Raw genomic sequence first — 14,899 nt, forward strand, 5'->3', positions numbered from 1 at the left:
GATCCAGCCCGGCGTTGGAGAGACTGCACGCGCGTGACTCCCATCATGATCAGGTGTGCTTGCGCCGGACGCGGGCGGTGGTGGTCGCGCTCGTGGCGGTCGAGCCGTCCAGTTGTCGCCCGGCGAAGGATGCCGATGGTCGGGGACAAAGGTATTTCGTATGACGTCTTATGTAAATATCGAAGTGCGACCATCTTTTCCGCCGACGCTCCGCGGGCGTGGAACTTCCACGGGCGCCGCCACCTGCCGGGGCGCCGGCAGGTGTTGTGCGTCACAGGGACGTGTGTCGATACTTGAGTCCTGCCGCCCTTGCCTTTGGAGGACTCATGCCGCGCAACCGGCCGCTGGCTGCCGTCCTGACCACCGTCGTGCTCGCGACGCTGACCGCCGCCGTGACCACCGCCGTGACCACCGCGCCGGTCGCGGCGGGCACCGCCGGGCCGAAGACCGTCATCGCCAACCTGTTCGAGTGGAACTGGCCGTCGGTCGGGGCGGAGTGCGGTGCCTCGCTCGGGCCGCGCGGGTACGGCTACGTGCAGGTCTCCCCGCCGCAGGAGCACGTGCGCGGCCAGGAGTGGTGGGTCGCGTACCAGCCGGTCAGCTACCGTATCGAGTCGCGCAAGGGCACCCGGGCGCAGTTCCAGTCGATGGTCATCGCCTGCCACGCGGCGGGCGTCAAGGTGATCGTCGACGCGGTCGTGAACCATATGGCCAACACCGACAAGAGCGGGCCCGGCTGGGCCGGTTCGGCCTGGACGCACTACGACTACCCCGGCACGTACCAGGTGCAGGACTTCCACCACTGCGGACGCAACGGCAACGACGACATCGTCAACTACAACGACCGCTACGAGGTGCAGAACTGCGAGCTGGCGAACCTGGCCGACCTCGACACCGGCGCGGCCTACGTGCGGGACCGCCTCGCCGGCTACCTCAACGACCTGCTGTCGCTGGGTGTCGACGGCTTCCGCATGGACGCCAGCAAGCACATGCCCGCCGCCGACATCGCCGCCCTGCGGTCCCGGCTGTCCCGGCCGGTGTACATCGTGCAGGAGGTCATCTACGGTGCCGGCGAGCCGATCGGGCCCCTGGAGTACACCGGCAACGGCGACGTGCACGAGTTCCGGTACGGCAAGGATCTCGCCCGGGTCTTCCGCGACGAGCGGCTCGCGTACCTCAACAACTTCGGCGAGGGCTGGGGCTACATCCCGAGCAACGTCGCCAACGTGTTCGTCGACAACCACGACACGCAGCGCGACGTGCCCGGCACGCTGACCTACCGGGACAACGGCATCTACGCCCTGGCCAACGCGTTCATGCTGGCGTGGCCGTACGGGTCGCCCACCGTCATGTCGAGCTACGAGTTCACCGACCGCAACCAGGGCCCGCCGTCGGACTCGGCCGGGCGCACCAACAACAGCACCTGCTACAGCGGCGGCTGGCGGTGCGAGCACCGCTGGCCGGTCATCGCCAACATGGTCGGGTTCCGCAACGCGGTCGCCGGCACCGGCGTCGTCAACTGGTACGACAACGGCTGGCAACACATCGCGTTCGGCCGGGGCAGCGCCGGCTACATCTCCATCAACGACGAGGACTTCGCGGTCACCGGGCGCTCCTACCGCACGAACATGCCGGCCGGCCGCTACTGCGACGTGATCCACGGCGAGAAGAGCGGCAGCGGCTGCACCGGCCCCGTCGTCACCGTCGACAGCGGCGGCTGGTTCCGCGCGGACATCGCCGCCCACGACGCCGTGGCCATCCACGCCGGCGCCCGCATCTCCTGATCAGCCCTGGGTGAGCCGGCACGGCACGCCGGTCAGCGGCCGTACCGCCCGACGAGCGTGGCGCCGATCGCGGCCAGCTGGTCGCGCACCCCCGGCGGGCCGGTCACCTCGAGCCAGTCGACCAGCCCGGCGAGCTCACCGGCGAGCAGCTGCTCGTCGGCGCCGCGGATCACGACCTCGACGCGGCCGCCGGTCGTGGCGCCGCCCACCTCGAGCCGGTCGCCGAACGCCATCCGGAGCACGCCGATCCCGTGCGGCGCGCAGACCGCCCGGGCTTCGAGGGGCGTCCGCCTGCGGTCGACCTCGTCGGCGATCTCCCGCCAGCAGGCGGCGAGATCGAAGTCCTCGGGCCGGTGCACGGGTTCCCCGGTCGGGTCGACGCAGGACACCCGGTCGATCCGGAACGTCCGCCGGCCGGCGTCGGTGTCGGCGACGAGGTACCACGACGGTCCTTTGGCGACGACGCCCAGCGGGTGGACGCTCCGCTCGGTCCCGGCGCCGTCGCGGTCGACGTAGCCGAGCCGCACCTGGACGCCGTGGATCACCGCGTCCTGCAGGTCGTCGAGGAAGCGGGGGGTCCGGGGCTCCACCCGGCTCGCCCCCCACCGTCGCGGGTCCGTGACGAGCGCCGACGCGGCCGCCTCGGCCTGCACCCGGAAGGGCTCCGGCAGGGCCTGGACGAGCTTGCGCAGCGCCGCCTTCACGGCCGGTGTCGCCGCCGAGGCCGGGCCGGCGACCAGGAACAGTGCGCGGGCCTCACCCGCGGTCAACCCGGTCAGGTCGGTGCGGGCGCCGCCGACGAGGCGCCAGCCGCCGCCCCGGCCCTGCGTGGAGTACACCGGAACGCCGGCCATGGCCAGGGCGTCGAGGTCGCGGCGGGCGGTGCGCTCGGAGACCTCCAGCTCCCGGGCGACCTCCGGCGCGGTCACCTGCCCGCGCTGTTGCAGCAGCAGGAGAAGGGCCATCAACCGGTCGGCTCGCACGCGGACCACCCTTCCACAGCGAACCGGTCACGGAGTGACCGGATTCGCTCGCCGGCGCTGCCGGATGTCGGCAACCGGGCGGCCGGGATCGTGTCCGGATCCGGGGCTGGCCCGGCACGCCCGCCAAGCCGCAGGATGTGGGCATGACAGGCGAGATCGCCGTGCGGACCGAGGCGCTGACGAAGTTCTACGGCGCCCGACGCGGTATCGAGGACCTCGGGCTCGAGGTGGCCGCCGGGGAGGTGATGGGGTTCCTCGGCCCGAACGGCGCCGGGAAGACCACCACGATCCGGCTGCTGCTCGACTTCCTGCGCCCGACCCGGGGCACGGCCGTCGTGCTCGGGCTCGACCCGCGCCGGGACAAGGCGCGGCTGCACCGCCGCATCGGCTACCTGCCCGGCGAGCTGGCGTTTCCGGGGACGGGCCGGGCCGACGAGCTGCTGCGGTTCTTCGCCGCGGCCCGCGGCGGCGTCGACTGGTCGCACGTGACCGACCTGGCCGGCCGGCTGGAGCTGGACCTGGCCCGCCCGGTGCGGGCCATGAGCAAGGGCAACAAGCAGAAGGTCGGCCTGGTGCAGGCGTTCATGCACCGCCCGGACCTGCTGGTGCTCGACGAGCCGACGAGCGGCCTGGATCCGCTGATGCAGCAGGAGTTCCTCGCCATGGTCCGGGAAGCGCGCGACGCGGGCCAGACGGTGTTCATGTCCTCGCACGTCCTGGCCGAGGTGCAGGAGGTCGCCGACCGGGTCGCGATCGTCCGGGACGGGCGGCTCGCCGCGGTGCAACGGGTGGAGTCGCTCGGCCGGCGTGCGGTGCGGACCGTCGAGGTGCACTTCGCCGACCCGGTCGACGCGGCGGAGTTCGCCGTGCTGCCCGGCGTCCGCGACGTGGACGTGTCGGGGCCGGTCCTGCGATGCACCGTCGAGGGGCGGCTGGATCCGCTGGTGAAGGCGGCGGCCCGGCATGAGGTGATCGACCTGCTGTCCGCCGAGCCGGACCTGGAGGAGACGTTCCTGTCGTTCTACTATCACTCGGAAGGGACCGCAGATGCTGCCCGCGCTGATGCGTAAGACCTGGCGGGACGACCGCCGGGCCCTGATCGGCTGGGTCGCCGGCATCGCCGCCTTCACCGCCGGGTATACGTCCTTCTACCGCGACTTCCAGGGTGCGGCCGAGCTGAAGCAGGACGCGCTGCCGAAGGGCATGCTGGACTTCCTCGGCATCGCCGACATGCTCTCCCCCGCCGGCTACCTGCAGGCGACCGTGTTCAGCCTGATCGGGCCGCTGCTGGTGCTCATGTGCGCGGTCACGCTCATGGCCCGCACGATCGCCCGGCCGGAGGAGGACGGTGGCATGGAGCTGCTGCTGACCGTCCCGGTGTCGCGGGCACGGTTCGCCGTGCAGCGGCTCGCGGCGACCGGCGTCGCGGTGACCGCGGTGGCGGGCGTGCCGTGGTTGCTGCTGATGCTCATCGTGCCGGGAATCGGCATGGACATCCCCCTGTCGAACGTCGCTGCCGCGTCGGCCGGGCTGGTCGCCCTCGCCTGGTGCTTCGCCGGGACGGCGTTCCTGACCGGCGCGGCGACCGGCCGCCGAGGCACGGTCCTGGTCGTCACGGGCGTCGCGGCGGTGGCGACGTACATGGCCAACGCCCTCGGCGGCATGCTCGACGGCTGGCACTGGCTTCGCTGGCTGTCGCCGTTCCACTACTTCATCGGCACCGACCCGCTGCACACCGGCTGGCATCCGCTCGAGCTCGGTGTCCTCGCCGCCGTGGGCGCGGTCACCGCCGTCGCCGGGGTCGTGCTGTTCGACCGTCGCGACGTCGGCGTCTGAGCCCGGGGCGATGACCGACGACCGGTGGCTCGCCGAGGACTGCGCTGCCCTGCTCGCCGGGCCGGCGGGCCCCGCCCGGACGCGGGCCGCGGCGGTCCTCGGTGCGCGCGCCGCCGAGGCCGGCCTGCTGGTGCGCGACGTGGTCGACGGCCTGCTGCGGGGCGCGGCGGAGGCCTGGGCGGCCACCGACTCCGGCGCGCCGGCGGTGCACGCCCGTGCGGCCGCCCTGCTCACCGAGGCCCGGGCGCTGGTCGTGGCGGCACTGGACGGCTACACCCATGCGGCCCGGACCGTGCTGGCCCGGCACGACGAGGAGCGCACGGCGTTCGTCGGTGACCTGCTCGCCGGCCGCGTCGACCCGGGCGTGCTGGCCGAGCGGGCGCACCGGTACGGCATCCGGCTCGCCGCCACCCATGTCGTCCACGTCGCCCGCGGCACCCCACTCACCGCGGCGGTGGCGCGCCGCGCCGACGCGGCCCTGGCCACCCGGTTCGGCGACGGCAACACGCTCACCACCCTGCGCGGCGACGATCTCGTCTGCATCAGCGCCGGCGGGCTGCGCGGCGTCGCCGCCGAACTGGCCCACGTGCTGCTCACCGAGCTGGGTCCGGGCACGTGGCAGATCGCGGTCGGCCGGCCGCACCCGGGCGTGGCGGGCCTGGCCGCGTCCCTCGACGAGGCCCGCGGCAGCCTCGACCACGCCACGAAGCTCGGCTTCACCGCTCCCGTCCTGCACGCCGCTGACCTGCTGGTCTTCCCCGTGCTGCTGCGGGACCGGGACGCCATCACCGACCTGGTGCACACGGTCCTCGGCCCGCTCACCACCGCCCGCGGCGGCGCCCGGCCGTATCTGGAGACCCTGACCGTCCTGTTCGACCAGCAGGGCAACCACACCGCCACCGCCCGGGCCCTGCACCTGTCCGTACGCGCCGTCGCCTACCGCCTCGACCGCATCCGCGACCTGACCGGCTACCACCCCAGCCAGCCCACCCAGCGGTTCACCCTGCACACCGCCGTGCTCGGCGCCCGCCTGCTGGGCTGGCCGCCCGACTGAGCCGCGCACCGGCACGACCCATGACAGGAGCACCGCGATGGCGACGCTGCGGCGGCCGGTCCAGCTGACGACGGTGGCGGGCGCACCGGTCGAGTTCCGGTTCGAGCGCCGCGGCCCCGACGTGCTGCTCGTCCTGCACGGCGGGCACATGCGGGCCGGGCTCGCGTTGGGTGAGGACGCGTTCGCCGGGGCCGGTTACAGCATCCTGGCCCCGTCCCGGCCCGGGTACGGCCGTACCCCGCTGCGCAGCGGACCCACGCCCGCCGCGTACACCGACACCGTCAAGGCCCTCTGCGGGCAGCTCGGCATCGCCCGGGTCGCCGCCGTGGTAGGGATCTCCGGGGGCGGGCCGACCGCCGTCACCATGGCGGCCCGCCACCCCGACCTGGTCGAACGCCTCGTGCTCATCAGTGCCGTCGGCCCGTTGCCGTGGCCCGACCGGCGCACCCGGCTGGGCGCGCGGCTGGTGTTCCGGCCCGGCGTCGAGGCGGTCACCTGGGCGGCCGTCCGGTGGTTGCTCCGCCTGGGCGGCCGGCGGACGGTGCGGCGGCTGCTGCGCCAGGTGTCGACCGCGCGCGGGACGGCGGCGCTGGCCGGTGTGCGCGCCGCCGACGAGGCCATGCTGCTGGAGCTGTTCGGCGCGATGCGGTCCGGGCGTGGTTTCGTCCACGACCTGCGGCCCGCACCGGACGTGACCGCCTCGGTGCGCCAGCCGGCGCTGGTGATCGCCTCGCGCGACGACGGCGGTGTCCCGTTCGCGCACGCCCGAGCGCTCACCGCCGGCCTCCCGCACGCCGCGCTCGTCGAGAGTGGCGCCGCCGGGCATTTCGTGTGGTGCGCCCCGGACTGGCCGCGGGTCGCCGCCCGCATCGTCACGTTCCTGCGGGCACCCGTCCAGCGTCCGGCCGGATAGCGGTCCCGCCGGCGGCCGGCCCACCGCCGCGGCGCGTGCGGGTGGTTGGCCGAGTGGATCCGGGCCGAGACGGGTCGGCGAACGGGCGGTTTCGGTCACAGTCGCGCCATGCGGAAAACGCTTGCTGTCCTGCTCTGCCTCGCCCTGCTCACCGCGACGGCCGGGGTGGCCGTCGCCCCTGTCCGGCAGGTGCCCGACCCGGGCCGGGCGGCTCCCGCAGTGCCGCCGAGCGTCGCGTTCGTCGCCGCTCCCGCCCGCCCCACCACGCTCAGCGTCGTCGCCGCCGGGGACCTGTTCGTGCAGCCGGCCCTGACCGCGCAGGCCGCCGCCGACGCACGCGCCGCCGGCAAGGACGGTCACGACTTCACGCAGATCCTCGCGCCGCTCACCCCGCTCACGCGGCAGGCGGACCTGGCGGTCTGTCACATCGAGCAGCCCCTCGCCCGGCCGGAGGGGCCGTTCACCGGGTGGCCGATCTTCAGCGCGCCGCCGCAGCTCGCCGACGCCGCGGCCGACAGCGGCTTCGACACCTGCTCCACCGCCTCCAACCACACGCTGGACTACGGCGAGGAGGGCGTGCGCCGCACGCTGGACAACCTCGACCGGGTCGGGCTGCGGCACACCGGCTCGGCACGTTCGGCGCAGGACGCCGCCACGCCCAACGTCTTCAAGGTGCGCGGCGTGAAGATCGCTCAGCTGGCGTACACCTTCAGCTTCAACGGCATCCCCCGGCCGGCGGGCAAGCCGTGGATCGCCAACCTCATCGACGTCCAGAAGATCCGCGCCGAGGCGCACGCGGCCAGGCAGGCCGGCGCGGAGATCGTCATCCTGTCGATGCACTGGGGCACGGAGTACCAGAACGAGCCCGACCGCGGCCAGACCGGCCTCGCCGCGGAGCTGCTCGCCGACCCCGACATCGACCTGATCATCGGCATGCACGTGCACGTCGTGCAGCCGTTCGAGAAGATCGGCGACAAGTGGGTGGCCTACGGCCTGGGCAACCTGCTCGTCCGGTTCGCGGACGGGTCACGGGAGAACACCCAGGACTCGGTCGTCCCCCGGTTCACCTTCACCGAGGTCGCGCCCGGCACCTGGCGGGTCACCGACGTCGCCGTGCACGCGTTCTTCATGCGGTACTACCCGCAGCCCCGCCTGGTCGACGTCGCGGCGGCGACGAGGAACGCCACACCCGGCGCCGACTACGCCGGCATCTTCCGGCGCATCACCGGCTACGTGAACCTGCGCGGCGCCGAGGCCGCCGGGCTGCGCATGGTGCGGTAGGTGGTGCCGGAACGCGCCCGGCCATGAGGCCCGACCGGCGGCGGCGTGGTCACCACGCTCGGGGGAACCGGACGAGCAGCCCATCGCACACCCTGGTACGTGACGACCGGGCGCTCGAGGTCCTCGGACCGCATCATGGCCGTGTACGGGCGGCAGGAAGGATCGAACGGTGCTGGAGAGGGTCCAGGACGTGCCGGCCGGGATCGACGCCGTCACCGCGACCGGGATGGTCGGCAAGGACGAGTACGAGCGCGTCGTGGTGGCGCTGATCGACGACGCGCGGCGCGACGGCCGGCGCATCCGCCTGCTGTTCGAGCTCGGCCCCGAGTTCCGGGGCTTCACGCCCGCGGCCGGGTGGGAGGACCTGAAGGTGGGGATCAGGTCGTTGCGCTCGTTCGAGGGGTGCGCGATCGTGACCGATGCGGGTTGGGTCCGGGAATCGACACGGCTGCTGTCGTGGCTGACGCCCTGCCCGGTGCGGGTCTTCGGCACCCGGGAGCGGCCGGCCGCCCTGGACTGGCTGCGGTCGCTCCCCGAGGGTCCCGGCGTCGCGCACCATCTCATCCCCGACGCCGGCGTCATCGTGGTGGAGGTCGCCGAGCCGTTACGGGCGCAGGACTTCAGCGCTCTCGCCACCACCGCTGACAGTTGGCTGGCCAGCCACGACCGGCTCAACGGCGTGGTCATGCACGCTCATACCTTCCCGGGTTGGGAGAACCTCGGCGGCCTGCTGCAGCACATGCGGTTCGTCCGCGACCACCACCGGAGGATCGGCCGGGTGGCGGTGGCCGCCGACAGCGTCCTGACCGACGTCGCACCGCATCTCGCCAACCACTTCGTGCAGGCCGAGATACGGCACTTCGGCTACGACGAGCTGGACGCCGCCATCGCCTGGGCCTCGGCGCCTCCCGCGCGCCACTGAAACCGGCACCCGGCAGTTGTCATCTCCTCCAGGGGAGACGGATTCGCTCACCTCCCGCACATGATGATCCGGGTTGCTCGTCGAGATGATCGGGCCCGCACCGCAGGTGCGGCAGAAAGGAATCGATCGCCATGTCACTCGCACCCTTCTCGTCCCGGCAACGCTATGCCGGTGGGCGGCCTGCGCCGATGCACCGCTGGGACCCGCGCCGGGAGATCGACGACCTCTCCGCCAGGTTCAACCAGCTGGTGGGCACCGTGATGGGGGAATCGCCTCTCGGGCCCGGCGCGGGTATCTGGTCGGCGCTGGCGCCGGTCGACATCGAGGAGACCGACGAGGCCTACATCGTCGACCTCGACCTGCCGAACGTGAACCCGCAGGACGTCGACATCCAGATGCGCGGCGAGGAACTGCGCATCACCGGTGCGTTCCAGCAGCGGCCACGCAGCGGTGTCATGCGCCGCCAGCTCCGTGAGACCGGCGAGTTCGAGTACCAGGTCGACCTGCCCGGCAACGTCGACGCCGACCGGGTCGAGGCCGTCTACACCAACGGGGTGCTGACGATCACGCTCGCCAAGCTGGAGGAGTCCGCGACGCGCAAGATCGAGGTGCACACGGCAGAGGAGCGGCCACGGAAGGCCGGCTCGCAGGCCACGCATCGCAGCCGCCGGGAGAGCTGACCGTCCCTGCTGGCGGTGGCGCGTCAACGTCAGCGCGGCGGCCGGTGCCGACGCGGTCCGGGTCTCCACGACGCGTCCCGGGCCTCGTCGAGCCGGTGCGTGGCGCGTCGGGCGTGCCGCCCGGCGCGTCGCGCGCGGCGCGCCGGGCGTCATGTGTCGCCGCAGGCATGTTCCCGGATGCCGCTCAACGGCAGGCGACGCCGAGGCAGCCGAGCGGGTCGGCGACGGAGACGTTGCCGCCGCCGTCGATCACGGTGCCGGGAACGGCGAAGATGCCGTAGCGGGCATTGCGCCGGGCGACATTGTGCGCGAGCCGGATCTCGCCTCCGTCCGGCACCGCGACGTGCAGCCCGTCGGCCACGGGGTTGCCGAGATGGTCGGTCCGCCCGGCTGCGGCGAAGCCGTTGTGCACGAACTGGTTGTGCGCGATCACGACACCACCGCCGGCCTGGACGCCCGGCGTGTCGAACAGCACGCCGGCCGCCGCGTTGTCGCGGAACACGTTGTACGACAGCGTCGTGCCATCGAGCAGGTCCACCAGCGGCGACTCCAGCAGCACACCGATCGTGCCGCCGGTGAAGGTGTTGCCGGTCACCTGCGTCCCGGTCGCGGTCGCGCCGAGGAGCACGCCGGGGTCGGCCGCCGCGACCGTGTTGTGCCGTACCGCGGTGCGGGCGCAGAGCACGATGACCACCGGTGAGCGCGTCAGGGCGCTGGCCGCCACGGCGCCGTCGCTGGTCTCGCTGAAGTTGACGTACGAGTCGGTCAGGACGCTGTGCGTGACGGCGGGGTTGAAACTGTCGATGAAGATCAACGGACTGTCGTCGACGCGGGCGTCGACGACGGCGATGTCGGTGCCGCCGTCGGTGACGAGCCGTGCCGAGCGTAGCGTCCCGGTCTCGAACCGTACCCTCGCGATGTCGCGCAGCTTGAGGCCGTCACTGGCCCCCTGGGTCAGCGTCAGTCCGCTCAGGGTGACGTCCTGGGCGGTGTCCACGAGCACGTCGGTCGTGAACGCGGTCACGGTGCCGTTGCGGATCCGCACGGAGCGGTGCCCGATGACCGAGATGCCGGTCCCGGCGCCCGATCCGCGGATGGTGTGACCCCGCAGGTCGAGGGTGACGCCGTCGGCACCGACGGTGAGCGCGTCGCCGGGGCAGGTGAGGTCGGCGCGCAGCGCGGTGGCCGCGGTCAGCACCGCGCCACACCGCAGCGGCGGTGCTGCCGCGGCGGCCGGGGTGCCCGGTGCGGCCAGCGTGACGATCATGACCGCCGCTGCCGTGGCCGCCGGCGGACGCAGCCGGCGGAGCATGCCGGCGCTGGACGGTTCGGTGCAGGAGCCCGCGTCCGCGGGTGGGTGATGGAGTCTCATGGCGCCTCCTGTGGCCGTGCCGGACGCCGCAGGGCCGAGGGCCGGGCCGGCATCCGGACTGTTACCGCAGGTTAATGCCGGTCCAGCCGGCCGGGATGCCGCATTGTCCATGAATCGACACGTACTGTGACGAGGTCCGGCCGTCCGCCCGGGGCAGCCCCGTTCGAGTGGTTCGCGTCCGGCGCCGGGGGTAGTGCAGCACCGGCGACGGCCCAGGACGTGCCCAGGCGCGACGCGCCGCGACGACCCGTCCAGCAGCGGGCTGGAGTCCGGCACCATCCGCGATCACCTGATCCGCACCGCTGATTTCGGGCACGGTCGCGGTACCGGCGCCGAGGGAGGTGGATCCGCGGTGGCGGGTGGACGGTGGCAGTTCTGGGTCGACCGCGGTGGCACGTTCACCGACATCGTCGCCAGGCGGCCGGACGACGGCCGGCTGGTGACCCGCAAGCTGCTGTCGGACGATCCGGCGCGCTACGCGGACGCGGCGGTCGCCGGCATCCGGGCGCTGCTCGGTGCCGCCGACGGCGCGCCGATCCCGGCCGACCGGGTCGAGGCGGTGCGGATGGGCACCACCGTCGCCACGAACGCGCTGCTGGAGCGGCGCGGCGAGCGCACCGCGCTGGTCGTCACCGAGGGCTTCGGCGACGCGCTGCGGATCGGCTACCAGAACCGACCGCGCATCTTCGACCGGCACATCGTGCCGCCGCAGGTGCTGTACGAGCGGGTGATCGAGGTGGACGAGCGGATGGCGGCCGACGGCACGGTCCTGCGACCGCCGGATCTCGACCGGCTCGCCACCGACCTGCGGCGCGCCCACGACAGCGGGATCCGCGCGGTCGCGGTGCTGTGCCTGCACAGCCACCTGTACCCGGCGCACGAGCGGCAGATCGGGCGGCTGGCGGAGCGGCTCGGCTTCGGCCAGGTCTCGTGCTCCAGTGAGGTGAGCCCGTTGATGAAACTGGTGCCCCGGGGCGACACCACCGTCGTCGACGCCTACCTCTCGCCGGTCCTGCGCCGCTACATCGAGGCGGTGACGGCGCAGCTGCGCGACGTCCGGCTGATGTTCATGCAGTCCAACGGCGGGCTGGCGGAGGCCGGTCACTTCCGCGGCAAGGACGCGATCCTGTCCGGCCCGGCCGGCGGCATCGTCGGCATGGCACGTATGTCCCAGCTGGCCGGCTTCGACAAGGTGATCGGCTTCGACATGGGCGGCACCTCCACCGACGTGTCGCACTACGCCGGGGAGTACGAGCGGGTCTTCCACACCCAGATCGCCGGCGTCCGGCTGCGCGCTCCCATGATCGACATTCAGACCGTCGCGGCGGGCGGCGGGTCGGTGCTGCACTTCGACGGCGCCCGCTACCGCGTCGGACCGGACTCCGCCGGCGCCGACCCCGGACCGGCCTGCTACCGCAACGGCGGGCCACTCACCGTCACCGACGCCAACGTGATGCTCGGCAGGGTCCAGCCGGCGACGTTCCCCCGGCTCTTCGGCCCGGACGGGGACCAGCCGCTGGACGCCGGCGTGGTGCGGCGCCGGTTCGCCGAGCTGACCGCGACCATCGCCGGGCAGACCGGCGACCGGCGCACACCGGAGCAGGTCGCGGAGGGGTACCGGCAGATCGCGGTCGCGAACATGGCCAACGCGGTGAAGCGGATCTCCGTGCAGCAGGGCCGCGACGTCACCGGCTACGTGCTCACCACCTTCGGCGGCGCCGGCGGGCAGCACGCGTGCGCGGTGGCCGAGTCGCTGGGAATCCGCACCGTCCTCGTCCCGCCGATGGCCGGGGTGCTGTCCGCGCTCGGCATCGGGCTCGCCGACACCACCGCCATGCGGGAGCAGTCGGTGGAGGAGCGGCTGGAGCCCGCGACGACGCACCGGCTCGACGACGTCGCGGCCGCGCTGGAGGACGCGACCCGCACGCAGCTGCTCCACCAGGACGTGCCGGCCGACCGGATCCGGGTGCACCGGCGGGTGCACCTGCGCTTCGACGGCACCGACACCGCGCTGCCGGTCGAGCTCGCCGACCTGGACACCATGGTCGCGTCGTTCCGGACGGCGTACCGGCGCATGTACGCGTTCCTCATGGACCGCCCGCTGATCGCCGAGGCGGTCTCGGTCGAGGCCGTCGGGCTGACCGAGCCACCGGACCTCTCCCGCCTCGGGGTACCCGACGCCGCGGGCCGGCCGGCGACCACGGCACGCCTGTACACCGGCGGCGCGTGGCGGGAGGTGCCGCTGCTCGAACGGCAACGCCTCCGCCCCGGTGACGCCGTCGCCGGCCCGGCCATCGTGGCCGAGGCGGACGCGACCACCGTGGTCGACGACGGCTGGCGGGCGTCGGTGACACCGCTGGGCCACCTGGTCCTGGAGCGGCAGCGGCCGGTCACGCCGGCGGCCGGGGCGGGCACCCGCGTCGACCCGGTGCTGCTGGAGATCTTCAACAACCTGTTCATGTCGATCGCCGAGCAGATGGGCGCCCGGCTGGAGTCGACCGCGCAGTCGGTGAACATCCGGGAGCGGCTGGACTTCTCGTGCGCGCTGTTCGACCCGGACGGCAACCTCATCGCCAACGCGCCGCACATCCCCGTCCACCTCGGCTCGATGAGCGCCAGCGTCAAGGAGGTCGTCCGCCGCTGCCACCTGCGCCCCGGCGACGTGTACGCGATCAACGACCCGTACCACGGCGGCACCCACCTGCCCGACGTCACCGTCGTCACCCCGGTCTTCGCCACCGGCCGGGACGAGGTGCTGTTCTACGTGGCGTCCCGGGGCCACCACGCGGAGATCGGCGGGCTCACGCCCGGCTCGATGCCGGCCGGCAGCCGCGACGTCCACGAGGAGGGTGTGCTGTTCGACAACTGGCCGCTGGTGCGCGACGGCCGGTTCCGCGAGCGGGAGACGCTGGGCCTGCTGACCGCGGCGCCGTACCCGTCGCGCAACCCGGCGACCAACCTCGCGGACCTGCGCGCCCAGATCGCCGCGAACGCCAGGGGTGTCGACGAGGTGCGCCGGATGATCGACCAGTTCGGCCTCGACGTGGTGCAGGCGTACATGCGCCACGTCCAGGACAACGCCGAGGAGGCGGTACGGCGGGTCATCGACGCCCTGCACGACGGCGGGTACCGCTACGAGATGGACTCCGGGGCCACGATCGCGGTGCGGGTCACGGTCGACCGCGCCGGCCGCCGCGCGACGGTCGACTTCAGCGGCACGTCACCGCAGCTGGCGACGAACTTCAACGCGCCGTCGGCGGTCGTCACCGCGGCGGTGCTGTACGTCTTCCGGACGCTGGTCACCGACGACATCCCGCTCAACGACGGCTGCCTGCGCCCGCTGCGCATCGTGGTGCCGCCCGGTTCGATGCTCGCCCCCACCTACCCCGCGGCCGTGGTCGCCGGCAACGTGGAGACGTCACAGGCGCTCGTCGGCGCGCTCTACGCCGCGCTCGGCGTCCAGGCCGAAGGGTCCGGCACGATGAACAACGTCAGCTTCGGCAACGACCGGCATCAGTACTACGAGACCGTCGCCTCCGGCTCCGGCGCAGGTGACGGCTTCGACGGGGCGCCGGCGGTGCAGACCCACATGACCAACTCCCGGCTGACCGACCCCGAGGTCCTCGAATGGCGCTTCCCGGTGCTCCTGGAAGGGTTCGCCATCCGGCCCGGCAGCGGCGGCAGCGGCCGCTGGCACGGCGGCGACGGCACCGTCCGCCGCATCCGGTTCCGCGAGCCGATGACCGTCTCGACCCTGTCCGGGCACCGGCGGGTGCCGCCGTACGGCCTCGCCGGCGGCTCGCCCGGCGCGCTCGGCGCCAACCGGTTGGAACGCGCCGACGGCACCGTGGTCCACCTCGCCGGCTGCGGCTCGGTCGCCGTCCACCCGGACGACGTGCTGGTCGTCGAGACCCCCGGCGGCGGCGGGTACGGCAGCCCGTGAGCCCGGCCTGACGCCCCGGTGCCGTACGGGAGTCTTCCGGCCCTGGCCCGGGTGACGTTGTGCCGTGCCGGCCGGCGGCGCGCCGCGGGACGATTGCAGTGTCCCGGGAGCGCTTCGTGACCTGGAACGGA

At 73.3% G+C, this 14,899-nt stretch carries 11 protein-coding genes; 9 read left to right on the plus strand and 2 right to left on the minus strand.

Annotated features, from left to right (window positions below; translation table 11 throughout):
* The first annotated feature begins 326 nt into the window (after positions 1-326).
* The gene (locus OP18_RS37440) at positions 327-1,784 is read left to right on the plus strand and encodes an alpha-amylase (RefSeq protein WP_052387911.1); all 1,458 of its coding nucleotides are present in this window, start codon (positions 327-329) and stop codon (positions 1,782-1,784) included.
* A gap of 32 nt (positions 1,785-1,816) precedes the next feature.
* On the opposite strand, the gene OP18_RS37445 is transcribed toward OP18_RS37440, so the two are convergent.
* Complete coding sequence (locus OP18_RS37445; RefSeq protein ID WP_033363945.1) at positions 1,817-2,767, minus strand: helix-turn-helix transcriptional regulator; 951 nt, start codon at positions 2,765-2,767, stop codon at positions 1,817-1,819.
* A 143-nt stretch (positions 2,768-2,910) separates the two neighbouring features.
* Here OP18_RS37445 and OP18_RS37450 point away from each other — a divergent pair, with 143 nt between their 5' ends.
* From OP18_RS37450 to OP18_RS37480, 7 genes are all read left to right on the plus strand, one after another.
* Positions 2,911-3,837: an ABC transporter ATP-binding protein gene (locus OP18_RS37450; protein WP_033363910.1), complete on the plus strand. Its 927-nt coding sequence runs from the start codon at positions 2,911-2,913 to the stop codon at positions 3,835-3,837.
* Positions 3,815-4,603 (plus strand): ABC transporter permease subunit, encoded by a 789-nt coding sequence (locus tag OP18_RS37455; RefSeq protein ID WP_033363911.1) that lies wholly within the window; start codon positions 3,815-3,817, stop codon positions 4,601-4,603. The genes OP18_RS37450 and OP18_RS37455 overlap by 23 nt, the downstream gene beginning before the upstream one ends.
* Before the next feature lie 10 nt (positions 4,604-4,613).
* Positions 4,614-5,657 carry a PucR family transcriptional regulator gene (locus OP18_RS37460; RefSeq protein ID WP_033363912.1) on the plus strand — a complete coding sequence of 348 codons (1,044 nt, stop codon included), beginning with the start codon at positions 4,614-4,616 and terminating at the stop codon, positions 5,655-5,657.
* A gap of 37 nt (positions 5,658-5,694) precedes the next feature.
* Positions 5,695-6,570, plus strand: a complete 876-nt coding sequence (locus tag OP18_RS37465; protein WP_052387912.1) for an alpha/beta fold hydrolase — start codon at positions 5,695-5,697, stop codon at positions 6,568-6,570.
* A 108-nt stretch (positions 6,571-6,678) separates the two neighbouring features.
* Positions 6,679-7,851, plus strand: coding sequence for a CapA family protein (locus OP18_RS37470; RefSeq protein WP_081971441.1), 1,173 nt, complete (start codon positions 6,679-6,681; stop codon positions 7,849-7,851).
* A gap of 169 nt (positions 7,852-8,020) precedes the next feature.
* Positions 8,021-8,773 carry a SpoIIAA family protein gene (locus OP18_RS37475; protein WP_033363913.1) on the plus strand — a complete coding sequence of 251 codons (753 nt, stop codon included), beginning with the start codon at positions 8,021-8,023 and terminating at the stop codon, positions 8,771-8,773.
* 131 nt (positions 8,774-8,904) lie between these two features.
* Positions 8,905-9,453, plus strand: coding sequence for an Hsp20/alpha crystallin family protein (locus OP18_RS37480; protein WP_081971442.1), 549 nt, complete (start codon positions 8,905-8,907; stop codon positions 9,451-9,453).
* 184 nt (positions 9,454-9,637) lie between these two features.
* On the opposite strand, the gene OP18_RS37485 is transcribed toward OP18_RS37480, so the two are convergent.
* Positions 9,638-10,825, minus strand: coding sequence for a right-handed parallel beta-helix repeat-containing protein (locus tag OP18_RS37485; RefSeq protein WP_162189881.1), 1,188 nt, complete (start codon positions 10,823-10,825; stop codon positions 9,638-9,640).
* 352 nt (positions 10,826-11,177) lie between these two features.
* Between OP18_RS37485 and OP18_RS37490 the strand changes: the two genes are divergently transcribed.
* Complete coding sequence (locus tag OP18_RS37490; RefSeq protein ID WP_033363915.1) at positions 11,178-14,768, plus strand: hydantoinase B/oxoprolinase family protein; 3,591 nt, start codon at positions 11,178-11,180, stop codon at positions 14,766-14,768.
* Positions 14,769-14,899: the final 131 nt, after the last annotated feature.

It is taken from the genome of Dactylosporangium aurantiacum (assembly GCF_000716715.1).
GTDB classification, from domain to species: domain Bacteria; phylum Actinomycetota; class Actinomycetes; order Mycobacteriales; family Micromonosporaceae; genus Dactylosporangium; species Dactylosporangium aurantiacum.